Raw genomic sequence first — 23,580 nt, 5'->3', positions numbered from 1 at the left:
ATTATTTATTTTTTAATTCATTGATTTTTTTAGGTTTTTAATTTTCATCGTTTTAATTGCTCTCTTTTGGTGAGAATGATTTATAACTGGGCCCCAAAATAATGCGCCGCCACCTGTTATTTGGTCATCGTGAAGGCAATCACTCATGTCGACGCTACCGCTTTCTTTAATACCTTTCTACGAATTCTTCGGAAATAAATATCAATAAAACGAAGTGAGGAATCCACTGACTTTGTTCCGCTGGCGAGTGGGATAGCCGTCATTCACCGTTTCGCTTGCGAGTGGATAAGGCGTTAATTTTTTAAGCCGAGCTTATCGACAGCGCCTGGAATCTGGGGTAGCTTGAGGGCTGACTCGTTTGCGGGTCAATGCGTCGCTCGGACGGTCCGGGCGCTTACGTGACAACGAGGTATTTATGGCTGATAGCAACTCCCCGCGCCGTTTTTCGCGCATCGATCGTCTTCCCCCTTATGTCTTCAATATCACCGCTGAATTGAAAATGGCAGCGCGTCGCCGCGGCGAAGACATCATCGATTTCAGTATGGGCAATCCGGATGGTCCCACGCCGCCACATATCGTTGAAAAACTCTGCACGGTCGCCCAGCGTGAAGATACACACGGCTATTCGACGTCTCGCGGCATCCCGCGTCTGCGCAGAGCAATATCGCGCTGGTATGCCAATCGCTATCAGGTTGACATCGATCCGGACAGCGAAGCCATCGTCACTATCGGCTCCAAAGAGGGGCTGGCGCATCTGATGTTGGCGACGCTGGATCATGGCGACACGGTGCTGGTGCCGAACCCCAGCTATCCCATCCATATTTACGGTGCGGTGATCGCTGGCGCGCAGGTTCGCTCGGTGCCGCTGGTGGACGGCGTCGACTTCTTCAACGAGCTGGAACGCGCCATCCGCGAAAGTATTCCTAAACCCAAAATGATGATTCTGGGGTTCCCATCTAACCCGACGGCACAGTGCGTCGAGCTGGATTTCTTCGAGCGGGTCGTCGCGCTGGCGAAGCAATATGACATACTGGTCGTGCACGATCTGGCCTATGCCGATATCGTGTACGACGGCTGGCAGGCGCCTTCCATTATGCAGGTGTCCGGCGCCAAGGATATCGCAGTCGAGTTTTTTACCCTGTCAAAAAGCTATAACATGGCCGGATGGCGGATTGGTTTTATGGTAGGAAATCCTGAGCTGGTCAATGCGCTGGCCAGGATCAAAAGCTATCACGATTACGGCACTTTCACGCCGCTGCAGGTTGCCGCTATTGCGGCGCTGGAAGGCGACCAGCAGTGCGTGCGTGATATCGCGGAGCAGTACCGTCAGCGCCGCAACGTGCTGGTGCGCGGGCTCCACGAAGCAGGCTGGAGGGTCGACGAGCCGAAAGCGTCGATGTACGTGTGGGCGAAAATACCGGAAGCATACGCGCACTTAGGTTCGCTTGAGTTTGCCAAACGACTGCTGGCGGAAGCCAAAGTATGCGTATCGCCGGGGATTGGTTTTGGCGACTACGGTGACACTCACGTTCGTTTCGCACTCATTGAAAATCAGGATCGTATTCGTCAGGCGGTCAGGGGCATCAAGTCCATGTTCCGCACGGACGGCATCCTGCCTGCGCCGCAGAAAAAACACGGGCACAGCGCCTAGCATTTAGTTTCATCGGAAAAGCCAGGCTTCCGTCGTTCGTCTCAACGATAAACGACGGCGGCTCGGGCTTTTCCTACGGATGTTTCATCATAAGGACGAATCAAGTCATGCGCTTATCTTCGCTTCACATCATCGGTTTTACCTTCTGCTGCCTGATCATCGCCGGTTGCCAATCGTCTTCTCCTTCCCGTTCTGCGAGCGCAAGAGCGACCCAGGATGAGCAGATCAACCAGCTCGCGTCGTTGGTGGCGGCCGGAAAATATCTGCGCACGCAGTGTAATCGCAGCGATTTACCGGATGACAATACGCTCATGCGCGGCGCGCTGCGTCAGGGGGAAAAGAAGGGGTGGGATGTCAATGGGTTTCAAATGCTGCCGCCGCTGAGCGACACGCTCTATGAAGGGTTGTTGAAAGACGGTACGCCGAAAGATCAGCAGTGTTCTGCGTTTAATCTATCCGTTTATCCGTTCCTCAGCACTATTCGCGGTTAAGGTAATGGCGATTTTTTCTCAGAATATTCTGGTTTTCCACCCGGCCAGTCTTCCAACGCATCCAGAATAAAAGGGTCGCCATTGACGCTGAACACGGTGACATCCTGCTGAATTTGTTCGATCACTACGCTGCTAAACGGGCTATCTCCTTCGCGATAACGTTGATCGTTCAGCGTGATGCTGCGCCGCTCAGGTTCCGACGTAAACACGTGCGCGCTGTAGGTGAAAGCGGGCAGCTCGCCGCTGCCTGACGAAGGGGCCGACGGCGTGGGCGCGGTCCTGGCGGCGGGCAATGTCGACGCATGGTGGGGATGCATAACGACGGCGTGGGATGGCGGGGGGGTTATCTGGCGAAATTCCTGCCAGCGCTGATGCCCTAACCATCCCAACGCGAACAGCAGCAGGGCGTAGAGAACCAGCAGATAGCCGGGAATGACATAGCCTCGGTTCACCGGGTGCGATGAGGTTACTTCCTGTGTGCTGTCCACATTCTTTCCTTAAATATCATGTAATAACTTCCTTTCTGGCTTGCTTTGGGCGTGCCGGGATTTTTTGACTGACGGATTTGCGCGGAGGCTCGCATCTCGGCGATAAAATCCGGATATCGCGAGGGGGAATGCTAAGAGGGGCGTTCCTTAACTCGGCCGTTTGTGGCATCATATACCCGTTTTTTTCTTGGGGGAATGGATAGCCCGAGGGGAGACGACAGGGCCTAAGCGGCTTTGATGGATGAGCAGGGCTTCGCTGCCAAGGCATAGGGATTGTGTTTCTCATGGATAAAGTAACATTGCCATCGTTGACGCCACGGACGCTCAAACGGGGCCTGGTGGCGCTATTTGTGCTGTTGAGCATTCTGCAGATGGCATCGCTGTTTAAACACCGTGACCCGGCACCGCTGCCGGATGTCGCGCGACCGTCGACACTTCTGTCACCTTCCTCCCCCGACATACCGAACGACTTCTCTCTGTTTGGCGTTGCACCCGAAGAAGCCGATGCTTCCGCTCGGAAAGCTGAGCGTCCTGATGCGCTGCCGCTGACTTCACTGCGTCTAGCGTTGACGGGCGTATTGCTTAGCGAGGATGCCGCGCATTCCATCGCCATCTTCAGCAAAGATAACCAACAGTTCAGCTGTAGCACTAACGAGTCACTGCCCTACGACGACGCCAAGCTGGTGGAGATCCACGCCGACAGCGTGACTCTGCTCTATCAGGGCCGTCACGAGGTTCTGCGATTGTACGAACAACCCGGCGGCGAAGAGACGCAGACCGACACGGCCGCCTTACAGCAGCTCCAGCCTCGGCCCTCATCTCCGATTAGCGACTACCTTGAGCTCTCGCCGCTGATCAACGACAACAAATTGAGTGGATACCGCATCTCGCCGGGTCGGCATCCCGACATCTTTTACCGGGTGGGGCTGCAGGAGCGGGATGTGATCATCGCTTTGAACGGGCTGGACTTGCGCGATGAAGCGCAGGCGAAAACCGCTATGGAGCGGATACCGGAAATTCACACATTTACCCTGACCGTCGAACGGGAAGGGCAACAACAAGATATCTACATGGAAATTGGGGGCGAAGAGTAACGTGCGGAGCAAAGGAGTGATCAAGCGATGGGTGCGGGCGGCAATCGGCTCGCTGCTGTTAGCGTCGTGCTGGTGCTGGAGTGCTGAATTCTCGGCCAGCTTCAAAGGCACTGACATTCAGGAATTCATCAACACCGTCAGTAAAAACCTCAATAAAACCGTCATTATCGATCCCAGCGTGCGCGGCACCATTACCGTGCGCAGCTACGATATGATGAACGAACAGCAGTATTACCAGTTCTTCCTCAGCGTGCTGGATGTCTATGGTTTTTCCGTCGTTCCGCAGGATAACGGCGTGCTGAAGGTTGTGCGGGCCAAAGATGCGAAAACCTCTGCCATCCCGCTGGCCAGCGATGAGCAACCGGGCCATGGCGATGAAATCGTGACGCGGGTTGTGGCGCTCAATAATGTCGCCGCGCGTGACCTCGCACCGCTGTTGCGCCAGTTGAATGATAGCGCCGGGGCCGGAAGCGTGGTGCATTATGAACCGTCTAACACCCTGTTGATGACCGGCCGCGCGGCGGTGGTCAAGCATATGCTGGAGATCATTGCGCGGGTTGAGAAGATCGGTGGTCGGGATATGGTTACGGTTCCGCTCAACTTCGCGTCGGCGGACGATATGGTCAAGCTGGTGAACAATCTCAATAAAACCGATGAGAAAAACGCGCTGCCGAGCAGTATGTTGGCCAATGTGGTAGCGGACAGCCGGACCAATTCCGTCATCGTCAGCGGGGAAGAGAAGTCGCGTCAGCGCGCGGTACAGATGATCCGTCAGCTCGACCGTAAGCAGGTGGTGCAGGGCGGCACCAAGGTCATTTACCTCAAATACGCCAAGGCGGTGGAACTGCTGGAAGTGCTGGCGGGAAGCGGTACCAGCGGCAGCCGTAATAGCTCAAACACGCCCAGCACGTCGCACAGTACCCAGAACAGCGGCGGCAGCAGTTCATCCTCGTCGTCGTCCTCCTCCAATAGCGAAGACAGCGCTTCGTCGAACAGCAGTAGTCTCGGCTTTGGTTCGGCGTTCAGCTCCAGCGGCAGCTCCGGCGGCAAGACGATCATGATTCAGGGGAAAGAGGTCACAATCCGCGCGCACGACCAGACCAACGCGCTGATTATCACCGCGCCGCCCGACATCATGAGCGATTTGGAACAGGTCATCGACCAGTTGGATATCCGTCGTCCTCAGGTGCTGGTGGAGGCGATCATCGCCGAAGTGCAGGATGCGGACGGGTTAAATCTCGGCATCCAGTGGGCCAACAAACGGGCGGGTATGACGCAGTTCACCAGCACGGGGATGCCGATTTCCACGGCGATGGTCGGCTCCGATCAGTATCGCGCCGACGGCACGCTGACCAGCAGTTACTCCAGCGTGCTCAGCAGCTTCAGCGGGATTGCCGCCGGGTTTTATCAGGGAAATTGGTCGATGCTGCTGACGGCGCTGTCCAGCAACTCCAAAAATGACGTGCTGGCGACGCCCAGCATCGTCACGCTGGACAACATGGAAGCCACCTTTAACGTTGGGCAGGAAGTGCCGGTACTGTCAGGCTCCCAAACCACCTCGGCGGACAACATTTTCACTACCGTGGAGCGTAAAACCGTCGGCATCAAGCTGAAGGTTAAACCGCAGATCAACGAAGGGGATTCCGTGCTGCTGCAGATTGCGCAGGAGGTGTCCAGCGTGGCGGACTCCTCGTCGAGCAGCACCAGCAGTTTGGGCGCAACGTTCAACACCCGCACCGTCAACAACGCCGTGCTGGTCGGAAGCGGCGAAACCGTGGTGGTCGGCGGCCTGCTTGACAAGACCACGCTGGAGACCGACAGCAAAGTGCCGTTCCTCGGGGACATCCCGGTGATCGGCAATCTGTTCCGTTCCAAAAGCCGTCAGATGACCAAGCGTAATCTCATGCTGTTTCTTCGTCCGACCATTATTCGCGACGGTATGCAGTATCAGACGGCGACAATCAACAAATACCGCGCCTTCAACGATGAACAGCAGCAGCAGCGCGGCGCGACGCGCGCCAGCGGCGCAGTGCTGGATAACGACACGCTGCGTCTGCCCGCCGGTGGAGACACGATGGTGTTCCGCCAAGTGCAGGCGGCCATCTCGTCGTTCTATGCCCGGGAGGGGCGATGAGCGTGCAGGACATTGTGGCCTCAGGGGGGCATCCGGTCCTGCCGTTCGCCTACGCCCGTACCCATAAAATAGTGCTGTTGCAGGAAGAGAGCGGTCAGGCCTCGGCGCAGGTTTTTTGCGTGGCTGAAACGCAGCCCGGCGCTTTTTTAGAAGCCCGGCGCGTGGCGGGCGTTTCGTTAAGCGTGAGCCGCCTCAGCGAATCGGAGTTTGAACGGGCGCTGGTGCAGCACTATCAGCGTGACTCCGCCGCCGCGCAGCAGCTGATGGAAGATATTGGCAACGATATTGACTTCTATACGCTGGCCGAAGATCTGCCGGACAGCGACGACCTGCTGGATGCGGACGACGACGCGCCGATTATCCGCCTGATCAATGCCATGCTGACGGAGGCGATCAAGCACAAAGCTTCCGACATCCATATCGAAACCTATGAGCGTAACCTGCTGATCCGCTTCCGTATCGACGGCGTGCTGAGGGAAATCCTGCGTCCTCCGCGTCAACTGGCGCCGCTGTTGGTCTCCCGTATCAAAGTCATGGCGAAGCTGGATATTGCTGAAAAACGCGTGCCTCAGGATGGGCGCATGGTGCTGCGTATCGGCGGCCGCGCCATCGACGTGCGTGTTTCGACGTTGCCCTCCAACTACGGTGAACGCGTGGTGCTGCGCTTGCTGGATAAAGACAGCGTGCGGCTGGATCTGGCCGCGTTGGGCATGAGCGCCGCGCATCAGCGTGAGGTAGACGAGCTGATCCACCGTCCGCACGGCATCATTCTGGTCACCGGGCCGACCGGCTCGGGGAAAAGCACCACGCTGTATGCGGCACTGAGCCGCCTCAATGCCGCCGAACGCAACATCATGACGGTGGAAGATCCTATCGAGTATGAGCTGGACGGGATCGCCCAGACGCAGGTGAACACCAAGGTTGGCATGACGTTCGCGCGCGGGCTGCGCGCCATCCTTCGCCAGGACCCGGACGTCGTGCTGGTGGGGGAAATCCGCGATGGCGAAACGGCGCAGATCGCCGTACAAGCCTCGCTGACCGGGCACCTGGTCCTGTCGACGCTGCACACCAACAGCGCGCTGGGCGCGCTCTCCCGCCTGACGGACATGGGCGTGGAGCCGTTTCTGTTATCGACTTCTCTGCTCGGCGTACTGGCGCAGCGGCTGGTGCGTACCCTGTGTCAGGACTGTCGCCAGCCCTATTCGGTCAGTGCGGAACAGGCGCAACTGATGGGCATCCCGTCCGGTACTCGGCTGTATCGCGCCGGGGGCTGTCCGGCCTGTAACGAGACGGGTTATCGCGGACGGACTTCGATTCACGAACTGCTGCCCATCAATGACGACGTTCGAACGGCCATTCACCAGCGGGAAGGGGAGCAGCAAATTGCTCAACGGCTGGGTGAACGTTGGGGATCGCTGCGGCAGAGCGGCTTGCAACAGGTCATCGCCGGCAACACCACCTGGGATGAGGTGGTGCGTGTGACAAGGGCGGAATGAGATGGCGCTGTTTCACTATCAGGCGCTGAACGCGCAGGGAAAACGCAGCCGCGGCGTTCAGGAGGCCGACTCGGCGCGTCAGGCCAGACAACTGCTGCGAGAGAAAGGGCTGGTGGCGTTGACGTTGGAACCTCAGCGCGACGCGGGCTCGTCTCGCGACGCCGGGTTGTTTACGTTACGGCGATCTCAACGCATCGGGGCCGGCGATCTGGCGCTATTGACGCGACAGCTGGCGACGCTGGTCGCTGCGGCGCTGCCGCTGGAAGAAGCGCTGGCGGCGGTGGCGGAGCAGAGCGAAAAAGCCGCGCTGCGAGCGCTGATGCCGGCCGTGCGGGCCAAAGTTGTCGAAGGACATTCGCTGGCGGAGGCGCTCGGCAGCTTTCCTGGTAGCTTCGAACGGTTGTATTGCGCGATGGTCGCGGCGGGCGAAGCCTCCGGCCATCTGGATATCGTCCTCAACCGGCTGGCGGACTACACCGAGCAGCGCCAGCAAATGCGCAGCCGTATTCAACAGGCGATGATCTATCCCTGCGTTCTGACGCTGGTCGCCATCGCGGTAGTGTGCATCTTGCTCTCCGCCGTGGTGCCCAAAGTCGTGGACCAGTTCGTCCATATGAAGCAGGCGCTGCCTTTTTCCACGCGGCTGCTGATGGGGACCAGCGACGCGGTGCGTATCGGCGGACCGTGGATGCTGCTGCTGCTGGCGTTGGTGATGATGGTTGGCCGCTGGCTGCTGAGACAGGAAAAATATCGGCTGTCTTTCCACCGGCTTCTGCTGCGGCTGCCGGTGGTTGGGCGCGTACTGCGCGGGCTCAACACCGCACGCTATGCTCGCACGCTCAGCATCCTGAACGCCAGCGCCGTGCCGTTGTTGCAGGCGATGCGCATCAGCGGCGACGTGCTGAGCAATGACGAGGCTCGTCAACGGCTCGCGCAGGCGGCGGAGGCGGTACGCGAAGGCGTCAGCCTGCATCAGGCGTTACAGCAGACGTCGCTGTTTCCCCCGATGATGCGCCACATGATCTCCAGCGGCGAACGCAGCGGCGATCTCGACGCCATGCTGGCGCGTGCGGCGGACAATCAGGATCGCGAATTCAGCGCTCAGGTCACGTTGGCGCTGGGCCTCTTCGAACCACTGCTGGTCGTCACGATGGCGGGCGTGGTGCTCTTCATCGTGCTGGCCATTCTCCAGCCGATTCTGCAACTGAACACTCTCATGAGTACGTAATTTTGAATAACGTCAAAGGAAACAACAAAATGGAACAACGTCAGCGGGGATTCACCCTGTTAGAAATCATGGTGGTGATCGTTATTCTCGGCGTGCTGGCCAGCCTGGTGGTACCGAATCTGATGGGCAACAAAGAGAAGGCCGACCGGCAGAAAGCCGTCAGCGATATCGTGGCGCTGGAGAGCGCGCTGGATATGTACAAGCTGGACAACAGCCGCTATCCCACCACGGAGCAAGGGCTGTCCGCGCTGGTGAAAAAGCCGAGCACTCAGCCGGAACCGCGCAACTACGCGCAGGATGGCTATATTCGTCGTCTGCCGCAAGACCCGTGGGGCGCCGACTATCAGCTGCTGAGTCCCGGAAACCACGGCCGCATCGACGTGTTCTCTTACGGTCCGGACGGCATGCCGGACAGTGAAGACGACATCGGCAATTGGAATATCGGCAACGGGGCGCACAGCGCGAATCCGTGATGCGTCAGCGCGGTTTTACCCTGCTGGAAATGATGCTGGTGGTGCTGCTGGCCGGCGTTGCGGCCACGCTGGTGATGATGGCGTTTCCACAGCAAAAGCCGAGGGATGCGCAGTGGCAGATGGCGCGCTTTCGAGCGCAGCTCGAGCACGCGGTGGCCGACAGTCAGCAGAACGATCGCGTACTGGGATTTTATCTCGCGCCGCGCAGCTGGCAGTTGGCGGTGCTGGAGCCGACTGACGCGTCTGCGCCGCAGGCGTATCGGTGGCAGTCTTATTCCCCGCTCATCACGTTGCCTGCCGATATCCGACTGGCTTTTACCGCGCAGTGGAAGGACGGCGAGGTAGATCCGGGCGTGACCGCAACACAGGCGTCGCCGACTCTGCTGATCCTGCCGGGAGGCGAAATCACGCCATTCCGCCTCGAGTTTCAGCAAAGCGAGAGGGACAACGCCTGGCTGGAAGTTGACGCCAATGGGGCGATCCTCAGCGCTTCTCCGGAGGACAATGCGCGATGAAGCAACGGGGGATGACGCTGCTGGAAGTGCTGGTCGCCCTGGTGGTGTTCGCACTGGCGGGGCTGGCGATATTGAAAACCACCGCGCAGCAGGCCAGTACGCTGGGGCGGCTGGAAGAGAAAACCTTCGCCGTTTGGATCGCCGAAAATCAGCTGACGGCGCTGCGGCTGGAAAAACAGTGGCCGTCCCCCTCATGGACCGACGGCAGCGTGATGTTCGCGGACTCGACGTGGTACTGGCGCTATCGGGGGGTTGATATGGGTAGTGACAGCGTGCGCGCGGTGGAGGTTGAGGTGCGTCACGGCAGTCATGACGGCACGCCAGCGGCGATATTACGCAGCGATATACCGCAGGCGGGAGAGGAAGACGGTGATGGGAATTAATGCCTCGCGAGGATTCACGCTGCTGGAGATGATGCTGGCGCTGGTGGTATTTGCCGCGCTGAGTCTCAGTGTCTCCTCGGTCCTGAACGGGGTAATGCGTCAGGACGAACTGTCGACGCGTAAAAGCGCCCGACTCGACGAGTTACAGCGCGCCTTTACGCTGATGGAGCGCGATTTCACCCAAATCACCCCGCGACGCAGCAAAGCCGCCGAGCCTGGGTTGCTCGCCCAACGTTACGGCATGGAAAGCGAAGATGGCGCCGCCAGTTTCGTGCGCAGCGGCTGGCTAAATCCACTCGGTATTCTGCCCCGTTCCGAGCTACAGCGAGTGGGATACCGTCTGCGTCATGGCACGCTGGAGCGTCTGTTTTTCGACTCTCCGCAGCCCTTGCCCAAGCAGGAGATGGCGATCCGTCCGCTGCTGACTCAGGTCAACGGTTTTACGCTGAGCTTCTTCTCCAAGGGCGGCTGGCAGGATCATTGGGACGATCCCGATCGGCTGCCGGAAGGCATCTCCGTCACGGTCAATCTGCGCGACTACGGCGATATCACGCGCCTGTTCCTTCTACCGCAGCAGGAAGACCCGGAGGCGAAAGCGAACGTCCGGGAGTTGGAAGAAAACGGGAGCGGTCAGTCTGACGATACCGATTTAGACGCGGCTTCGTCCTCATCCGGCGACGGCGCAGCGGAGGACAGCCTGTGAAGCGACAACGGGGAATGGCGCTGCTGGTCGTGCTGCTGATGCTGGCGCTCATGGTCATTGTGGCGACGTCGGTCGCGGAGCACACCGGCACGGCCTACCAGCGCACCGACAGTCTGTTGACCCGAACGCAGGCCCGTTGGTATGCGCTGGGCGCGGAGGCACTGATGGGCAGCGTGCTGCTGCGAGAGGGGCAAAACTCGCCGAAAATTACCCTCATCGGACAGCCGTGGTCGCGTGCCGATAGGCAATGGCTGGACGACGGCCGGGAAATGGTCGGCCAGATTCACGACGGCGCGACCTGTTTAAATTTGAACGCCCTGCAGCCGCGGCCAAAAAACGCGCGAACGACAGGCTCGATCTCGACGGCGAAGGCGTCCGAAAAAACGCCTTATGCCGCGCAGGTTTTCAGGCAATTAATGGTGGTTCTCGGCGAGAAGGGCGAGCGGGCCGATGCGGTCACCGCCGCGGTTCGAGACTGGCTGGACGAAGACCGCGAGCCGCGCGCGCGCGGGGCCGAAGAAGACGCCTACGCGCGCTATCTGCCGGCGAATCAGCCGATGGCGGATGTCTCGGAGCTGCGGGCGATCGGCGGGGTGGATGCGGATCTCTATCGACGACTGTTGCCCTACGTGTGTGTGCTTCCGGTAGATAAATTCACTGTTAATATCAATACATTGACGCCACAACAGGCGCCGCTGCTGTCCGCCCTGCTGATGGGTAAATTGAGCCTGGAGGAGGCAGGGCGTGTACTGGCGCTGCGCCCCGCGAAAGGTTGGCAGAACGTCGATGCCTTTATCGGCCTGCCTCAGTTGCCGGAATCCGGCAAAAGCAACATTCGTCAGGCGTTGGCGGTCAAAAGCGACTGGTTTTTCGGCGACGTCCGCATTCAGGGAGAAGAGGGCGCGTTCTATCAGCGCAGCCTGTTTCATCGCCACAAGCGGCGCATTGATGTCATACAACGGCAGTACGGGGGATACAGGACAATGAACCGATGAGTAACAGGACGCCAGCAGGCGGGATCCGGCAACTGACCCTGCGCCTCAGCGCAGAGGACGACCAACAGGTCGAGTGGCTGATCGCCGCCTCTTCGCCTTTTGGCCCCCTGACGCAGGGCGTCGGGACGTGGGATGCATTGCGCGCTGAACTGGTGCGCTATCCGGTGAGTTCCACCCGGGTCTTGGCGCCCGCCACGACGATGGCATTTCACACGGTGACGCTACCGCGCCGCACGCAGCGCCATTGGCGGCAGGCCATTCCGTTTATGCTGGAAGAGCAACTGGCGTCGGATATCGAACAGCTGCATTTCGCGGTCGTCGCCCGGCAGGCAGAGCGCTTCACGGTGGCGGTAATGCATAAATCGCTGATGGCGCGCTGGACGGCGCAGTGCCAGTCCATTGGCGTCCACATCGACGCCCTTATGCCGGACGTGTTGGCGTTGCCGTTGGCGGAAGAGGGCTGGAGCGCGGTGCTTCATCACCGGACTTGGCTGTTCAGAACGGCGGCCGGCACGGGGATGGCGGCGGAAGAGGGGTGGTATCAAATGCTGCTGGAAAGTGCTGACGTTTTACCCGCCATTCATAGCTACAGTCCACTCCCGGCAGGCGTGGAAAACTGGCGGGCGTTGCCGGAGGCGTCTCTGATGACGCTGGCGGCCAACGCCCCCGTCACGCCGGGCGTGGATCTTCGTCAGGGCGACTTCGCCGTCGGAGAGCCGTGGCGCAATGCCATCGCCCCCTGGCGCGGCGTGATCGCCCCCTGGCGCGGCGTGATCGCCGCCGCCGGACTCTATCTGCTGACGCTGATGGGCGGCAGCCTATGGGAACACTATCAGCTTTATCGGCAGGCCGCCGTCTGGCGGGAAGAGAGCGTCCGGATCTACCGGGAGCTATTCCCTGACGACAAGCATGTCGTTAATCCGCGCGCCCAGATGCAGCAGCACCTCCAGGCTGCCGGAAGCGGCAATCCGGCGGCGTCTCTGACGGCGCACGTGGGGCGTTTGCAACAGCTGGCGGCCAAGCATGACGGACTGCAATTGGTCACGCTGGGGTACGATCGTCGCCGGGGCGAGCTGCGGCTGCAGTTACGCGCGGCCTCATTTGTACAAATGGAGCAATTTCGTCAGCAGGCATCCGCCTACTACGACATCCCACCGGGAGAAATGAAGCAAGAGCGGGATCACACGGAAGGACAATTAGTGCTAAGGAGCAGGCTATGAACATGATGACATTACAGCAGCGATGGCTGGGAATGCAGCAGCGAGAGCGCCTGTTATTGGCGATAGCCGCCGGGCTGGTTTTGGTTTGGCTGATTTACAGCCTGCTGTGGCAGCCCTGGCATCAGCAGGAGCTGCGCTGGCGTCAGGCCGCCGAGCGCGAGCGGCAGGCGGTTATGTGGATGCGCCAGCAAGCATCCCGGCTGCCGCCGCCCGGCTCGCCGCCTCTCGAAGTCGAAGGGCGTGATGTCAATCTGACGGAGCTGATCCCCCAAAGCGCCGCTCACCGCGGTATTACCATTCAGCGGCTTCAACCGCAGGATGAACGTATCATGCTGACGCTGTCCCCCTGTGATTTCGCCACCTTGATGCGCTGGCTGGCGGAGCTGGAACGGAAAAACGGCGTGGTGACGCAGGAGCTGGAGGTGGCCGCGCAACTGGACCATTCGGGCATCGTCGCCGTCAACAAGCTGTCGATGGAGCGGTTGCCTTAACGCTTAATCCCCCTGAAAAAAAGGAATCACGCCCATGGAGTTGGCTGCGTTTGCCGGAACATTTCCGCTGCTTTGGCTGGCGGCGCTGGTGCTGCTGGGTCTTATTGTCGGCAGCTTTTTGAATGTAGTGGTCCATCGCCTGCCGGTGATGCTGGTGCGCCGCTGGCGGCAAGAGGCCAGCCGAACGCTGGACATGGACGAGCCGGAGCCCGGTGAGCGTTACGATCTCTGCTGGCCGCCGTCATCTTGTCCACGTTGTCGCCAGCCGCTGCGCATCAGAGACAACATACCGTTGCTGAGCTGGCTGTGGCTGCGCGGACGCTCGCACTGTTGCGGGCAGTCGATTTCCTGGCGCTATCCGCTGATGGAGTTGATGTGTGGTTTACTGTTTCTGCTGGCGGGTCTGCTGTGGCCGCCGGGAGAGGCGCTGTTGGGCAGTCTGGTGCTATTCAGCGTTTTGCTGACGTTGGCGATGGTGGATATCCATACCCGTCTGTTGCCGGATGTGCTGACGCTGCCCCTCGTGTGGGCCGGCCTGTTGTTCAATGTCGACGGGACGTATGTGCCGCTGCCGCAGGCGGTGGTGGGAGCGGTAGCGGGATACGTGTCTCTGTGGCTGATTTACTGGGTGTTTCGCTGGTTTTACGGCAAGGAGGCGCTCGGCTACGGAGACTTCAAGCTGCTGGCGGCGCTGGGGGCGTGGCTGGGATGGGCTATCTTGCCGAATCTGGTGTTGATCGCTTCGCTGGCCGGACTGGCGCTGACGCTGTTATGGCGGTTGATCCGCGGCGGCAGTTTGCAGGCCTCACTGGCCTTCGGCCCGTGGCTGGCGCTGGCCGGCACCATTGGCCTGGTCTTGAACGCAGTAGGATAGCGCGGGGACGTCGGCACCAGGCTGGGGGAGTCCCCATCGTGCCGAGGGGCGAGTCGCCAGCCTGTCGAGGGTGCTGCAAGGGATGATTTTTACCCGGCGAGGACAGTGTGGTTCGGTCACGTGGCCGAATCAGTTCACCATCAGCATAAATATTCCAATCCATAGAACCAAAGTAAACAAAACCGCAATAAAGAAGTACTTCACTGATTATTCTCTCCAGCAACCACCGTGTCGCGATGATGATTGCATCGTTATGATGAGGGTATCACTATGATACGTATGACTTGTCCATGATGCAGAGAAACGGTCGCGCCCGGTGAGCCAGGCTGAGGCGCTTTCTGGTCGGCGTTGACGGCACGGTTCCGGGCCGTATTTTACCGGCGCCCAATCTACGCTGGGTATGGGGATGAATTCAAGAGGTATCCTCGGCCGAATGCGTAAATCGAGTGCGATCGCACGGATCTTTGCCACTGGGTCGTCTGCGCGTTTATTCTGTATGTGGGTTGACGAGATACCGGATACAGGAAAAACCAATGCAAACGCCTTCTATTTTTTCGCAATTATGCGCACGTCTCGACCAGGGGCAGGCGCGCTACCGGGTGGTCGAACATGCTCGCGCCGGACGCTCGGAAGAGGTCGCCGCCCAGCGTGGCACGGCCTTGGGACAGGGCGCTAAAGCGCTGGTATGCCACGTTAAGGGCAACGGTTTACGCCAGCATGTTCTGGCGGTGCTGCCCGCCGATTGTCAGGCGGACTTGCAGCGACTGGCTCAGGGATTGGGCGGAACCCGCGCTTCGCTGGCCAGTCCGGCGGAAGTGGAGATACTGACGCGCTGCGTATTCGGCGCCATTCCGCCGTTCAGCTTCCATTCCGATCTGCTGCTGGTGGCCGATCCGCTCCTGTTTTCCCGTTTTGATGAACTGGCGTTTAACGCCGGATCTCTGGAGCGTTCGCTGATAGTGAACACGCAGGATTACCGGCGCATCGCCCAGCCGCGCGAGCTGGAATTTATTCGGTTGTAGCCCGCTGTGCCGCGTAAAAGCGCTCACTTCAGCCTCTGTCAGATCGCCCGACGCCGTGTGACGGAGCGCAAAATTTGATGCGGAGAACCCCGATACAAATGCAAATCGCCATGATAGGCTGTTAACTTAAGCTATATTGTTATCAATTTGTAAAATGTGGAGCCTTCGCGCGCACCGGACAACGATGGCGTGTCAACAGGGGGGCAGGGCCTGCCCTGAGCCAATGTCGCTCCATCCAGGCAGTAAACGAACTGGGAGAAAGAGAGTCTGATGCAGACGACAGAGTTAGATCTGCGGCTGGCGGAAATCGACCAACGCATAAAGATGGTGCTGGTGCCGGGATTACGCGACAGTGACGAAGAACACTGGCAAAGCTATTGGCATCAGCGTTTCCCGTTTTGGCGACGTGTCCGCCAGAAAGAGTGGTTTCCGGCCGACCTCGACCGCTGGGCGCTGGCGATCCGCCGCGAGCTGGCGGAGTGCGAGCAACCGGCGCTGCTGATCGGTCATAGTTTCGGCGCACTGGCCTCGTGCTACGCGGTGCAGGAAGCCATAGAAGGGATTGCGGGCGTTATGCTGGTCGCGCCGGCGGAGCCAATGCGTTTTGAGATAGAAGAGCGTATTCGTGCCGAGCGGCTGAACGTCCCCACGCTGGCTTTCGCCACTCACAACGATCCGCTGATGACCTATGAACGCGCCAAGCACTGGTCGGAAGCCTGGGGCTGTGAGCTGGTCGATGTGGGCGAAGGCGGCCATATCAATGCCGAATCCGGTTTTGGAACCTGGGAATATGGCCTGCAACGGCTGGCGGATTTTGCAGAAAGTCTCATCCCGCTCGAAGCCTGACCTACGCCCCTAAAACGGCGGTGCTGAGCCGTGCGATGCAGCACAGCTTATCCTGCGGCGTAAACACCTCTATTTGCCAGACCTGATTTTTCCGTCCGAGATGCAGCGGTCGGCATACGCCGCGCACCTTGGCTTGACTGACCGGGCGCAGGTGGCTTGCATTGATCTCCACCCCGACCACGCACTCCCCTTGCTCACTGCACAGATAGCCTGCCATCGATCCCAGCGATTCCGCCAGTGCAACCGAAGCGCCGCCATGCAGCAGCCCGAATGGTTGGCGCGTGCGGTCATCCACCGGCATCGTGGCTTCCAGATCGCGCTCGCCCAGACGGGTGAACACCATTCCCAAATGAGACAGCATGTTCCGTTCCGTCATCTGATTGAGTTGCTCAAGCGTCACGTCTCGCTTCCAGATCATGCGTTTTCTCCCCTCCGGTTGTTGAGGACCGCCGCCGCAGGGGCGACGTCCGCCTAAAGCCTTCATGAACCTATGCGCCGAGCGTCGCGCCGCCGTCGATGACGATATCCTGCAGCGTGATATGGCCCGCTCTCGACGAGGCCATAAACAGCACGGCGTCGGCGATATCTTCCGGCCGGGCGATTTTACGCAGCGGTATCCCAAGCTTGTAGTGATCCGGAAATCCCTCAATGGTGCGTTGTTCGGCGTCGGGCGCGTGCCATAGGCTGCGCTGCATCGGCGTGTCCGTCGAGCCGGGGGAGATCAGGTTGCAGCGCACGCCGTAGGGGGCCAGTTCCAGCCCGACCGTCAGGCACAGGCTGCGCAGGGCGGCTTTGGACGCGCAATACGCCGCCATCCCGACGCGCGGGACGTGCGCGGCGTTGGAGCCGATGGACACGATGGCCCCGGCGCGCTGGCGCTGGAACTGCGGCAGCGTGGCCTGAAACAGATTGAAGGCGCCGCCCGCATTGACGCCGATGCAGTCCAGCCAGTCTTGCTGGCTGAGGGTTTCCGTCGCGCCCATGCGCAGGATACCCGCGCCGTTCACCAGTACATCCAGCCGCGGCGTATGCGCCAGCAGTTCGCCACAGCTGTCGGCGACGGCGACGGCATCGCTGATGTCCAACGTGCGCCGCAGGAACGGCGCGTCGGCCTCATCGAAGGCGACGTCGAAACCCGTGACGTCAGCGCCCGCCAGTGCGAAGCGGCAGGCAGTGACATAGCCGATACCGCGCCCGGCGCCGGTCACCCAGACCTGTTTACCGCGAAATTCCGCCTCCAGACTCATGCTTCCTCCCGCTGCGGCTCGGTCAGCAGATGCAGCCAATGTGCGATCGTGGGGTTCTTGACCAGCGCGACAAAGTCGAGATCGTGACCGGCCTGACGCCAGCGCGCGACCAGCGACATGATGCGCACGGAATCCAAACCATAATCCAGCAGGTTCTCATCGTCTTGCAGGTCTTCACTGTCTTCATCCAGCAGGGGCAGCAGCTCCGCTCGCAGCTGTTCCCGGCTGTACCCGGCTGCCGGCGCGATCTCCGCCAGCAGCTGGTTGACGGTGGCGACGCGTCCGCAGCGTCCGGCGGCGTAACGCAACGCCATCATGTGCTCTTCCTGCGAAAAATCGGCCAGCGCATCGGCCGCCATGAACGGCTGGATGTCGCGCATGAAGGCGTCGGTGGCGGTAGTGAGGCAGCCGATGTGCGCATAGACGCCGCAGACGATCAACTGGTCGCGTCCCGCTTTCTTCATCTGCTGTTCCAGATCGGAACGCACAAACGCGCTGTAGCGCCATTTTACCAACACCGTATCGCCGGTTTCCGGCGTCAGCGCCGGGATGATTTTCTGCTGTTCAGGATGCTGATTGATGCCCGGTCCCCACATGTCGTTGAGCAACGCGCGATCGCTGTCGCTCTGCTGTTGGGGCTGCGCCGTGTAGAACACCGGGATGCCCTGCTGGCGGCAGATCTGTTTAAGCCGCACGATGTTTTGCACCACCCGGGCAGTCAGAGGACTGTCTTCCCCCCAGAAGTTCAAAAAATACTGCTGCATATCGTGGATCAGCAGCGCCGCCCGCTGAGGCTCCAGCGTCCAGCGCACCTTGTCGGCGGGCAACTGCTCGGCGGTGGGAAGCGGATAGGCGTTCAGTTTAGGGATACTCATTAATCATTCTCCTGCTGAGAGGGGGCGAAACGCTGCTGCGCCATTTGGCGCAGGCGTTTCTTATCGACTTTTCCGACCGGGGTTTCCGGTAGGGCGGACAGCGTTGCCACGCGGTCGGGCAATTTGTAATCGGCGATGCCCAGCTCGCGCAGATGGCGGCGAAGCTCTACGGGCTTGATCGCCTGACGGGTAACGACGAAAGCACAGCTTTTTTCGCCCATCAGTTCATCGGGTATGGCGACGAGCGCGGCGTTGATGACGTTGGGATGACGCAGCAGCAGATTCTCGATCTCCTCGGCGGCGATTTTTTCTCCGCCGCGGTTGATCACGTCATTTTCCCGTCCGACGACCTGCACATAGCCGTCGGCGTGGCGGATAATGCGATCGCCGGAGCAGTAAAAGCCCTGTGTGTCGAACGCCTGCCGATTTCGCTCTGGACTGCGGTAATAACCGCGAAACGTATAGGGGCCGCGCGTCATCAGCTTTCCTGCCTGACCGGGCGGCAGGGGATTGCCGTCGGCGTCGGCCACCCAGACTTCATCATCTGGACTAATCGGACACCCCTGAGTGGCGTAGCGGTGCGCGTCGTCGTCATCCAGTCGCGTGTAGTTCACCAGCCCTTCCGCCATGCCGAATACCTGCTGCAACTGGCAGCCCAACTCTGCCGGGATACGACGCGCCAGCGATTCGCTCAGGCGCGCGCCGCCCACTTGAAGCAAGTGTAGACTGTCAAGCGCGGCGCGTTGGCCGGGTGCGGCGACCGCCTCAAGCCACAGGATAACGGCTGGCGGCACCAGCGCGGCGACGGTGGCCCGATGTTGATGGATCAGCGGAAAGCAGCCGCTGGCGCTGGGATCGGGCGCGAGGATGACGCAGCCGCCGGCATAGAACGCGCCTAGCGCGCCCGGTGAACTGAGCGAATAGTTATGCGCCGCCGGCAGCGCGCACAGGTAGCGGGTCGCGGCGGTGAAGCCGCAAATGTCCACGCTGGCGCGCACGCTGTAATAATAGTCGTTGTGGGTGCGGGGGATCAGTTTCGGCGTGCCGGTACTGCCGCCCGAAAGCTGGAAAAAAGCGACCTGATCCGGCGGAGTCGGGCTAGGCGCGGGAATGTCGATGTCATCATTCATCAGCGCGGACAACCCGTCATCGCCGTCATCGCCTAGCAAAATGACCTGTTGCAGCGACGGGCAGCGCACCCGCAGCTGACTGGCGAAATGGTCGTCGGAGAACAACGGGTGACGCCGATCCGCGATCAACAGCGTCGGTTCAATCTGGTCTGCATAGGAGTTAATCTCGCTGCGTTGATGGCTGGGAAGCGCATTGACGGCGACGATCCCGGCGCGGAGCAGCGCGAAATAGACGATGTAAAATTCGGCGATATTTCCCAACTGCACCAGTGCGGTATGGCCGCAGCGCAGGCCGCGTTGACGCAGCGCGGCCGAGATACGGGACGCCAACCGATCCATCTGCCGATAGCTGAACCGGCGTTCGCCGCAGATCACGGCGACGTCGTCGCTCTCTTTATGTCGCGTCAGGATGTCGTCCAGCGGCGCATCGGTCCAGTAACCGCAGGCCCGGTAGCGCTGTTCCAGCGCAGGCGGCCAGCGGTTGAATTCAATCATCATGCGGCGTGCTCCCTGTCTTGCTGTAACCCGAAAGCGCGCAGCATGGTGCTGAGTTTGACGCCGGTTTCCTGCCATTCTGAGAGCGGTTGGGAGTCCGGCACAATGCCTGCGCCGGCAAACAGACGCACCCGGTTGTCCTGCACTTCGCCGCAGCGGATGGTCACCGCCCACTCGCCGTTGCCCTGCGCATCGCACCAGCCGACAATGCCGCCGAAACGCTGGCGATCAAACGGTTCCAGCTCGCCGATCCGGTCCAGCGCCGGCTGGAACGGCGTGCCGCACAGCGCGGGCGTGGGATGCAGCAGGCAGGCCATCGACAGCGCGTTTTCTCGCGGGTCGATAACGTCCGCCTGCAAGTGGGTGGCGAGATGCCATAGCACCGGCGTGCTGATGAGCGTCGGCGCTTGCGGCACCGTCAACGAACGGCAGCGCGGCAGCAGCGCGCGCTGCATCTCTTCAATCACCAACTGATGTTCATAACGATCTTTGACGGAACTTTGCAACGCCTGCTGTAGCCGGTGATCTTCGCCCGCGTCGTTGCTGCGGCGGCTGGAGCCTGCCAGCGGTTGCGAGGCGATCGTCATCCCCTGTTTGCGCAGCAGCAGTTCGGGGCTGGCGCCGACCAGACAGCCGTCTGCCAGCGGCAGATGGAAGTTGTAGCTCCACGGATTCTGCTGGTTGAGCTGCAGCAGCAGCGAAAGGGTATCGAGCGGCTGTTCGGTTTCGATGTCCAGCAGGCGAGAAAGCACGATCTTATTCAGCTCGCCGCGCTTTGTGGCATCAATACCGGCGCTGACCATCCGCATAAACGTCTCCCGGTCCGGGATTTGCCGCTGACGAAGAATACGAGGAAAGGTATTCGTCGCCGGGCGCTCCGCCAGCTCATCACGCTGAATCCAGCGATACGATGTGGGGATTTTCAAGTTGACCGGCTGGCGTTTATCGAAAGGGACCGCGCCTACCAGCAGCGGATTGTCGAGACCGTCTCGCTGCGCCTGTTCAAACAGATGGCGTACCTGGCGCTGGAATACGCCGTTCAGATCGTCGCCGTCGTCGGCCGGGTGGGTTAACGTGGCGTAACAGCCGCGCGCATGCAGGCTGGCGGTGGGCGACAGGAATAGCATGTCGTCTCGGCGTAGGTCGCCGATATCCGACGCGCAAGTCTTGGCAGATAGCGTAGACACTGTCCGTTCCTTATGGTTGATTCACAAAAACGAAATGACGCTGAGGCGTATTTCGTCAAAATTATGCTGTGGTAATCAAATATCCAGTCCCTGGATCCATCACTTGGGGGCGCTTTACTCGCCATATCGAATGAGCGGCGCGCGCTGATGCCGGTTCGAACCGGCTGCGCCGATTAAGCCCCTCGCGGCGGATCCTCAAGGCAATCAGTCAGAATAGGCGGACGCGTGATGCCGTCCGCCAGAGTGCTAGCGGCGATGATGCATGGCCATCGCCGATTACCAGCTGTAGCTTACCGTGGCGACGATGCTGCGTCCGGTGCCGTAGAAGCAGGCGGACGTACTGCTGCAGGACGCGACGTAGCGTTTATCCGCCACATTGTTGACGTTGAGCTGTACGGCCGCGCCTTTCAGGCTGGCGGCGGCTTCGCCCAGTTCGTAACGCGCCATCGCATCGAACAGGGTGTAGTGAGGCACTTTGAAGCTTTCGGCGTTGTCGCCGTAGCTGGTGCCGATATACCGTATGCCGGTGCCCAGCGTCAGGCCTTTCAGCGCACTATCCAGGAAACGGTAGGTTCCCCAGGCGGATGCGGTATGACGCGGAATCGACGCGGGCGCCTTGCCCACTTGGTTGGCGGTGTTGCTCTCGCGGGTTTCCGCATCGGTGAAGGTGTACGCGCCCATCAGGCTGATTTCCGGGGTTAGCTGGGTATGCGCTTCCGCTTCCACCCCCTTCGATTTTACCTTGCCGATCTGCTCGTTGTACCCGGTGATGCTGTTGTAGGAGGTGATGTTCTTCTGGGTGATGTCGAACATCGACAGCGTCAGCAGCGTATCGCCGCCCGGCACCTGATATTTCACCCCGATTTCGGACTGCTCGCCGGTGGTGGGCTTGAACGGATCGCTGCCCGGCGCGCCGCTGCTCAGGTTCGGCTCGAAGGAGGTGCTGTAGCTGATGTACGGGGAAATGCCGTTGTCGAAGGCATACAACAGAGCCGCGCGTCCGGTGAACTTGTTGTCGTTTTGCTGCGTGGTGGTGGACTTGGAGCGGTCAGTCGTCCGCACTTCGCTCCAGTCATTACGACCGGACAGCAGCAGGTTCCAGCGCTCCCACTCCATCTGATCCTGCAGATAGATCCCCACCTGATCGAGTGTTTTCACCGTGCTGGTCATCAGATTCAGTTCGCTGTCGCTGACCAGCCATGAGCCGCCGTAGACCGGATTAGCCCAGTCGAAATCGTATTGATCGCCGCCATTGCGCCAGTAGTTGTAGTCCTGTTTCTGCCACTTGTAATCCAGCCCGCCGATCGTTGTGTGCGCGACATCGCCGGTGGCGAATTTGGCCTTCAACTGGTTATCCAATCCCAGTTCGTCGGTGTTGGTGTACTCCTTCTGCTGACGGCGGGAAATGGTGGTGTCCGTCGCCGTTCCACCGACGGTGTAGACCAGATACTTGTATTTCTCCTTGAGCTTGGAGTAGCGGAAATTCTGCTGGAACGCGATCGTGTCGTTGAATGAGTGGTCGAAGATATAGCCGAGAGAACCCAGCTCGCGCTTCGATTCATGATAGTTAGGATCGCTAACGTTCAGGTCGTAAGGGATATAGCCGGAGACCGTTTCGAACATCGTGCCGTAGGCGGGCAGGAAGTTACGGAAGCCGGCTTCCGGATCGTTCTGGTAGGCCGTCAGCAGCGTAAAGCTGGTATCAGGATTCGGCAGCCAGGTCAGGGCCGGCGCGACGGCGACGCGCTCCCGCTTGGCGTCTTTAACGAATTCATGCTGGGTGCTGCCGATGCCGTTCAGGCGGTAAAGCAACGTTTTGTCGTCGTTGAGCGCGCCGCCAAAGTCGAATGCCGCTTCGCCCAGATGCTGATTGCCCGCGCGGAACTGAATCTTGCGGATCTCTTCAGCCGTTGGACGTTTGCTGGTCATGCTGATCAGCCCGCCGGGGTTTACCTGCCCATACAGCACGGACGCCGGCCCGTGCACCAGCTCGACGCGTTCAAGCAGCCACGGGTCGAATTTTCCCAGCGATGAACCTTGCCCGCTCAGGCCGAAACTCAGCCCATCGAGGAATTTCGGCGCATAGCGGAATCCGCGGGCGATCACTTCGTCGTTGCGATTGGAGGATCCGCGATAGTTGGTGACGACGCCGCTGGTGTAGTTCAGCGCGTCGGCGACGGAACCCACGGCCTGCTGATCCATCTGGTCACGCGTGACGACGGAGATCGTCTGCGGCGTCTTCACCAACGGGGTTTCGGTTTTGGTGCCGGAGGCGCTGGCTTTGGCAACGATGCCTCGCAGCGGCGCAGTGACGCTCTCTCCCTGTGTGGCGCTGACCAACATCGTGTCATTGCTGTCGGCGGCGGAGGGCGTATCCGCCGCCTGCGCCAGAGGGGGAAGCAGAAGCGAAGAAGCCAACACCCACGGCATGCCGCGTCCGTTAGTACGAAAAGTAATAAGCTGTGCTAATGGTTTTATTTTCGTGGTGAACATGATTTATCCCTTTGAAAAGCCTGCTGCAAAACATCAGGAAGAAGGATTT

The 23,580-nt window shown here is 60.1% G+C and carries 23 protein-coding genes; 16 read left to right on the top strand and 7 right to left on the bottom strand.

All coding sequences use genetic code 11. From position 1 onward, the window contains the following. Positions 1 to 415 precede the first annotated feature (415 nt). Positions 416 to 1,651, top strand: a complete 1,236-nt coding sequence (alaC, locus tag I6N93_RS11390; protein ID WP_085685276.1) for an alanine transaminase — start codon at positions 416 to 418, stop codon at positions 1,649 to 1,651. A 107-nt stretch (positions 1,652 to 1,758) separates the two neighbouring features. Continuing rightward, complete coding sequence (gene gspS / locus I6N93_RS11385; protein ID WP_085685273.1) at positions 1,759 to 2,142, top strand: type II secretion system pilot lipoprotein GspS; 384 nt, start codon at positions 1,759 to 1,761, stop codon at positions 2,140 to 2,142. On the opposite strand, the gene gspB is transcribed toward gspS, so the two are convergent. Further along, positions 2,139 to 2,630, bottom strand: coding sequence for a type II secretion system assembly factor GspB (gene gspB / locus I6N93_RS11380; protein ID WP_085685270.1), 492 nt, complete (start codon positions 2,628 to 2,630; stop codon positions 2,139 to 2,141). The genes gspS and gspB overlap by 4 nt on opposite strands. A gap of 284 nt (positions 2,631 to 2,914) precedes the next feature. Here gspB and gspC point away from each other — a divergent pair, with 284 nt between their 5' ends. From gspC to I6N93_RS11310, 14 genes are all read left to right on the top strand, one after another. Next, positions 2,915 to 3,724, top strand: a complete 810-nt coding sequence (gspC, locus tag I6N93_RS11375; RefSeq protein ID WP_085685267.1) for a type II secretion system protein GspC — start codon at positions 2,915 to 2,917, stop codon at positions 3,722 to 3,724. Between the two features lie 31 nt (positions 3,725 to 3,755). Next, positions 3,756 to 5,858 carry a type II secretion system secretin GspD gene (gspD, locus tag I6N93_RS11370; RefSeq protein WP_232100158.1) on the top strand — a complete coding sequence of 701 codons (2,103 nt, stop codon included), beginning with the start codon at positions 3,756 to 3,758 and terminating at the stop codon, positions 5,856 to 5,858. Further along, positions 5,855 to 7,354 (top strand): type II secretion system ATPase GspE, encoded by a 1,500-nt coding sequence (gene gspE / locus I6N93_RS11365; protein ID WP_085685264.1) that lies wholly within the window; start codon positions 5,855 to 5,857, stop codon positions 7,352 to 7,354. Before gspD ends, gspE begins: the two co-directional genes overlap by 4 nt. Before the next feature lies 1 nt (position 7,355). After that, complete coding sequence (gspF, locus tag I6N93_RS11360) at positions 7,356 to 8,582, top strand: type II secretion system inner membrane protein GspF (RefSeq protein WP_085685260.1); 1,227 nt, start codon at positions 7,356 to 7,358, stop codon at positions 8,580 to 8,582. A gap of 29 nt (positions 8,583 to 8,611) precedes the next feature. Then, positions 8,612 to 9,055 carry a type II secretion system major pseudopilin GspG gene (gene gspG / locus I6N93_RS11355; protein WP_026739999.1) on the top strand — a complete coding sequence of 148 codons (444 nt, stop codon included), beginning with the start codon at positions 8,612 to 8,614 and terminating at the stop codon, positions 9,053 to 9,055. Then, the gene (gene gspH, locus I6N93_RS11350; RefSeq protein WP_085685257.1) at positions 9,055 to 9,570 is read left to right on the top strand and encodes a type II secretion system minor pseudopilin GspH; all 516 of its coding nucleotides are present in this window, start codon (positions 9,055 to 9,057) and stop codon (positions 9,568 to 9,570) included. Before gspG ends, gspH begins: the two co-directional genes overlap by 1 nt. After that, on the top strand, positions 9,567 to 9,953 hold the full coding sequence (gene gspI / locus I6N93_RS11345; protein WP_085685254.1) for a type II secretion system minor pseudopilin GspI: 387 nt from the start codon (positions 9,567 to 9,569) through the stop codon (positions 9,951 to 9,953). The genes gspH and gspI overlap by 4 nt, the downstream gene beginning before the upstream one ends. Then, a complete protein-coding gene (gene gspJ, locus I6N93_RS11340; protein WP_085685251.1) occupies positions 9,943 to 10,656 on the top strand; it encodes a type II secretion system minor pseudopilin GspJ in 714 nt (237 codons plus the stop codon). The genes gspI and gspJ overlap by 11 nt, the downstream gene beginning before the upstream one ends. A gap of 14 nt (positions 10,657 to 10,670) precedes the next feature. Next, on the top strand, positions 10,671 to 11,651 hold the full coding sequence (gene gspK / locus I6N93_RS11335) for a type II secretion system minor pseudopilin GspK (protein WP_094107032.1): 981 nt from the start codon (positions 10,671 to 10,673) through the stop codon (positions 11,649 to 11,651). Continuing rightward, positions 11,648 to 12,871: a type II secretion system protein GspL gene (gene gspL, locus I6N93_RS11330; RefSeq protein WP_085685248.1), complete on the top strand. Its 1,224-nt coding sequence runs from the start codon at positions 11,648 to 11,650 to the stop codon at positions 12,869 to 12,871. The genes gspK and gspL overlap by 4 nt, the downstream gene beginning before the upstream one ends. Next, positions 12,868 to 13,362 (top strand): type II secretion system protein GspM, encoded by a 495-nt coding sequence (gene gspM / locus I6N93_RS11325; protein WP_085685245.1) that lies wholly within the window; start codon positions 12,868 to 12,870, stop codon positions 13,360 to 13,362. The genes gspL and gspM overlap by 4 nt, the downstream gene beginning before the upstream one ends. Positions 13,363 to 13,396: 34 nt before the next feature. Next, positions 13,397 to 14,236 carry a prepilin peptidase gene (locus I6N93_RS11320; RefSeq protein ID WP_085685242.1) on the top strand — a complete coding sequence of 280 codons (840 nt, stop codon included), beginning with the start codon at positions 13,397 to 13,399 and terminating at the stop codon, positions 14,234 to 14,236. Between the two features lie 533 nt (positions 14,237 to 14,769). Continuing rightward, positions 14,770 to 15,258, top strand: a complete 489-nt coding sequence (locus I6N93_RS11315) for a YbaK/EbsC family protein (RefSeq protein ID WP_085685239.1) — start codon at positions 14,770 to 14,772, stop codon at positions 15,256 to 15,258. Positions 15,259 to 15,528: 270 nt separating this feature from the next. Then, positions 15,529 to 16,104: an RBBP9/YdeN family alpha/beta hydrolase gene (locus tag I6N93_RS11310; protein ID WP_085685237.1), complete on the top strand. Its 576-nt coding sequence runs from the start codon at positions 15,529 to 15,531 to the stop codon at positions 16,102 to 16,104. A 1-nt stretch (position 16,105) separates the two neighbouring features. On the opposite strand, the gene I6N93_RS11305 is transcribed toward I6N93_RS11310, so the two are convergent. The 6 genes from I6N93_RS11305 to I6N93_RS11280 form a co-directional block, all read right to left on the bottom strand. Continuing rightward, positions 16,106 to 16,522 (bottom strand): hotdog fold thioesterase, encoded by a 417-nt coding sequence (locus I6N93_RS11305; RefSeq protein WP_085685235.1) that lies wholly within the window; start codon positions 16,520 to 16,522, stop codon positions 16,106 to 16,108. Positions 16,523 to 16,592: 70 nt separating this feature from the next. Then, entirely contained in the window at positions 16,593 to 17,351 is a 759-nt protein-coding gene (dhbA, locus tag I6N93_RS11300) for a 2,3-dihydro-2,3-dihydroxybenzoate dehydrogenase (protein WP_085685233.1), read from the bottom strand. After that, positions 17,348 to 18,226, bottom strand: coding sequence for an isochorismatase (locus I6N93_RS11295; protein WP_085685230.1), 879 nt, complete (start codon positions 18,224 to 18,226; stop codon positions 17,348 to 17,350). Before I6N93_RS11295 ends, dhbA begins: the two co-directional genes overlap by 4 nt. Further along, positions 18,226 to 19,854: a (2,3-dihydroxybenzoyl)adenylate synthase gene (locus tag I6N93_RS11290; protein ID WP_085685227.1), complete on the bottom strand. Its 1,629-nt coding sequence runs from the start codon at positions 19,852 to 19,854 to the stop codon at positions 18,226 to 18,228. The genes I6N93_RS11295 and I6N93_RS11290 overlap by 1 nt, the downstream gene beginning before the upstream one ends. Then, positions 19,851 to 21,038: an isochorismate synthase gene (locus tag I6N93_RS11285; protein WP_085685224.1), complete on the bottom strand. Its 1,188-nt coding sequence runs from the start codon at positions 21,036 to 21,038 to the stop codon at positions 19,851 to 19,853. Before I6N93_RS11285 ends, I6N93_RS11290 begins: the two co-directional genes overlap by 4 nt. Positions 21,039 to 21,314: 276 nt before the next feature. Continuing rightward, on the bottom strand, positions 21,315 to 23,531 hold the full coding sequence (locus I6N93_RS11280; protein WP_085685221.1) for a TonB-dependent siderophore receptor: 2,217 nt from the start codon (positions 23,529 to 23,531) through the stop codon (positions 21,315 to 21,317). Positions 23,532 to 23,580: the final 49 nt, after the last annotated feature.

The organism is Lonsdalea populi (assembly GCF_015999465.1).
In the GTDB taxonomy this organism is placed as follows: Bacteria; Pseudomonadota; Gammaproteobacteria; order Enterobacterales; family Enterobacteriaceae; genus Lonsdalea; species Lonsdalea populi.
This window is presented reverse-complemented; position numbering and strand designations above follow the sequence as displayed.

Excerpts from the sequence above, each read along its gene's own strand:
- alaC (WP_085685276.1), top strand. The coding sequence starts at position 416 with ATGGCTGATAGCAACTCCCCGCGCCGTTTTTCGCGCATCGATCGTCTT.
- gspS (WP_085685273.1), top strand. The coding sequence starts at position 1,759 with ATGCGCTTATCTTCGCTTCACATCATCGGTTTTACCTTCTGCTGCCTG.
- gspC (WP_085685267.1), top strand. The coding sequence starts at position 2,915 with ATGGATAAAGTAACATTGCCATCGTTGACGCCACGGACGCTCAAACGG.
- gspE (WP_085685264.1), top strand. The coding sequence starts at position 5,855 with ATGAGCGTGCAGGACATTGTGGCCTCAGGGGGGCATCCGGTCCTGCCG.
- gspF (WP_085685260.1), top strand. The coding sequence starts at position 7,356 with ATGGCGCTGTTTCACTATCAGGCGCTGAACGCGCAGGGAAAACGCAGC.
- gspG (WP_026739999.1), top strand. The coding sequence starts at position 8,612 with ATGGAACAACGTCAGCGGGGATTCACCCTGTTAGAAATCATGGTGGTG.
- gspH (WP_085685257.1), top strand. The coding sequence starts at position 9,055 with ATGCGTCAGCGCGGTTTTACCCTGCTGGAAATGATGCTGGTGGTGCTG.
- gspI (WP_085685254.1), top strand. The coding sequence starts at position 9,567 with ATGAAGCAACGGGGGATGACGCTGCTGGAAGTGCTGGTCGCCCTGGTG.
- gspJ (WP_085685251.1), top strand. The coding sequence starts at position 9,943 with ATGGGAATTAATGCCTCGCGAGGATTCACGCTGCTGGAGATGATGCTG.
- gspK (WP_094107032.1), top strand. The coding sequence starts at position 10,671 with ATGGCGCTGCTGGTCGTGCTGCTGATGCTGGCGCTCATGGTCATTGTG.
- gspL (WP_085685248.1), top strand. The coding sequence starts at position 11,648 with ATGAGTAACAGGACGCCAGCAGGCGGGATCCGGCAACTGACCCTGCGC.
- gspM (WP_085685245.1), top strand. The coding sequence starts at position 12,868 with ATGAACATGATGACATTACAGCAGCGATGGCTGGGAATGCAGCAGCGA.
- I6N93_RS11320 (WP_085685242.1), top strand. The coding sequence starts at position 13,397 with ATGGAGTTGGCTGCGTTTGCCGGAACATTTCCGCTGCTTTGGCTGGCG.
- I6N93_RS11315 (WP_085685239.1), top strand. The coding sequence starts at position 14,770 with ATGCAAACGCCTTCTATTTTTTCGCAATTATGCGCACGTCTCGACCAG.
- I6N93_RS11310 (WP_085685237.1), top strand. The coding sequence starts at position 15,529 with ATGCAGACGACAGAGTTAGATCTGCGGCTGGCGGAAATCGACCAACGC.
- I6N93_RS11305 (WP_085685235.1), bottom strand. The coding sequence starts at position 16,522 with ATGATCTGGAAGCGAGACGTGACGCTTGAGCAACTCAATCAGATGACG.
- dhbA (WP_085685233.1), bottom strand. The coding sequence starts at position 17,351 with ATGAGTCTGGAGGCGGAATTTCGCGGTAAACAGGTCTGGGTGACCGGC.
- I6N93_RS11295 (WP_085685230.1), bottom strand. The coding sequence starts at position 18,226 with ATGAGTATCCCTAAACTGAACGCCTATCCGCTTCCCACCGCCGAGCAG.
- I6N93_RS11290 (WP_085685227.1), bottom strand. The coding sequence starts at position 19,854 with ATGATGATTGAATTCAACCGCTGGCCGCCTGCGCTGGAACAGCGCTAC.
- I6N93_RS11280 (WP_085685221.1), bottom strand. The coding sequence starts at position 23,531 with ATGTTCACCACGAAAATAAAACCATTAGCACAGCTTATTACTTTTCGT.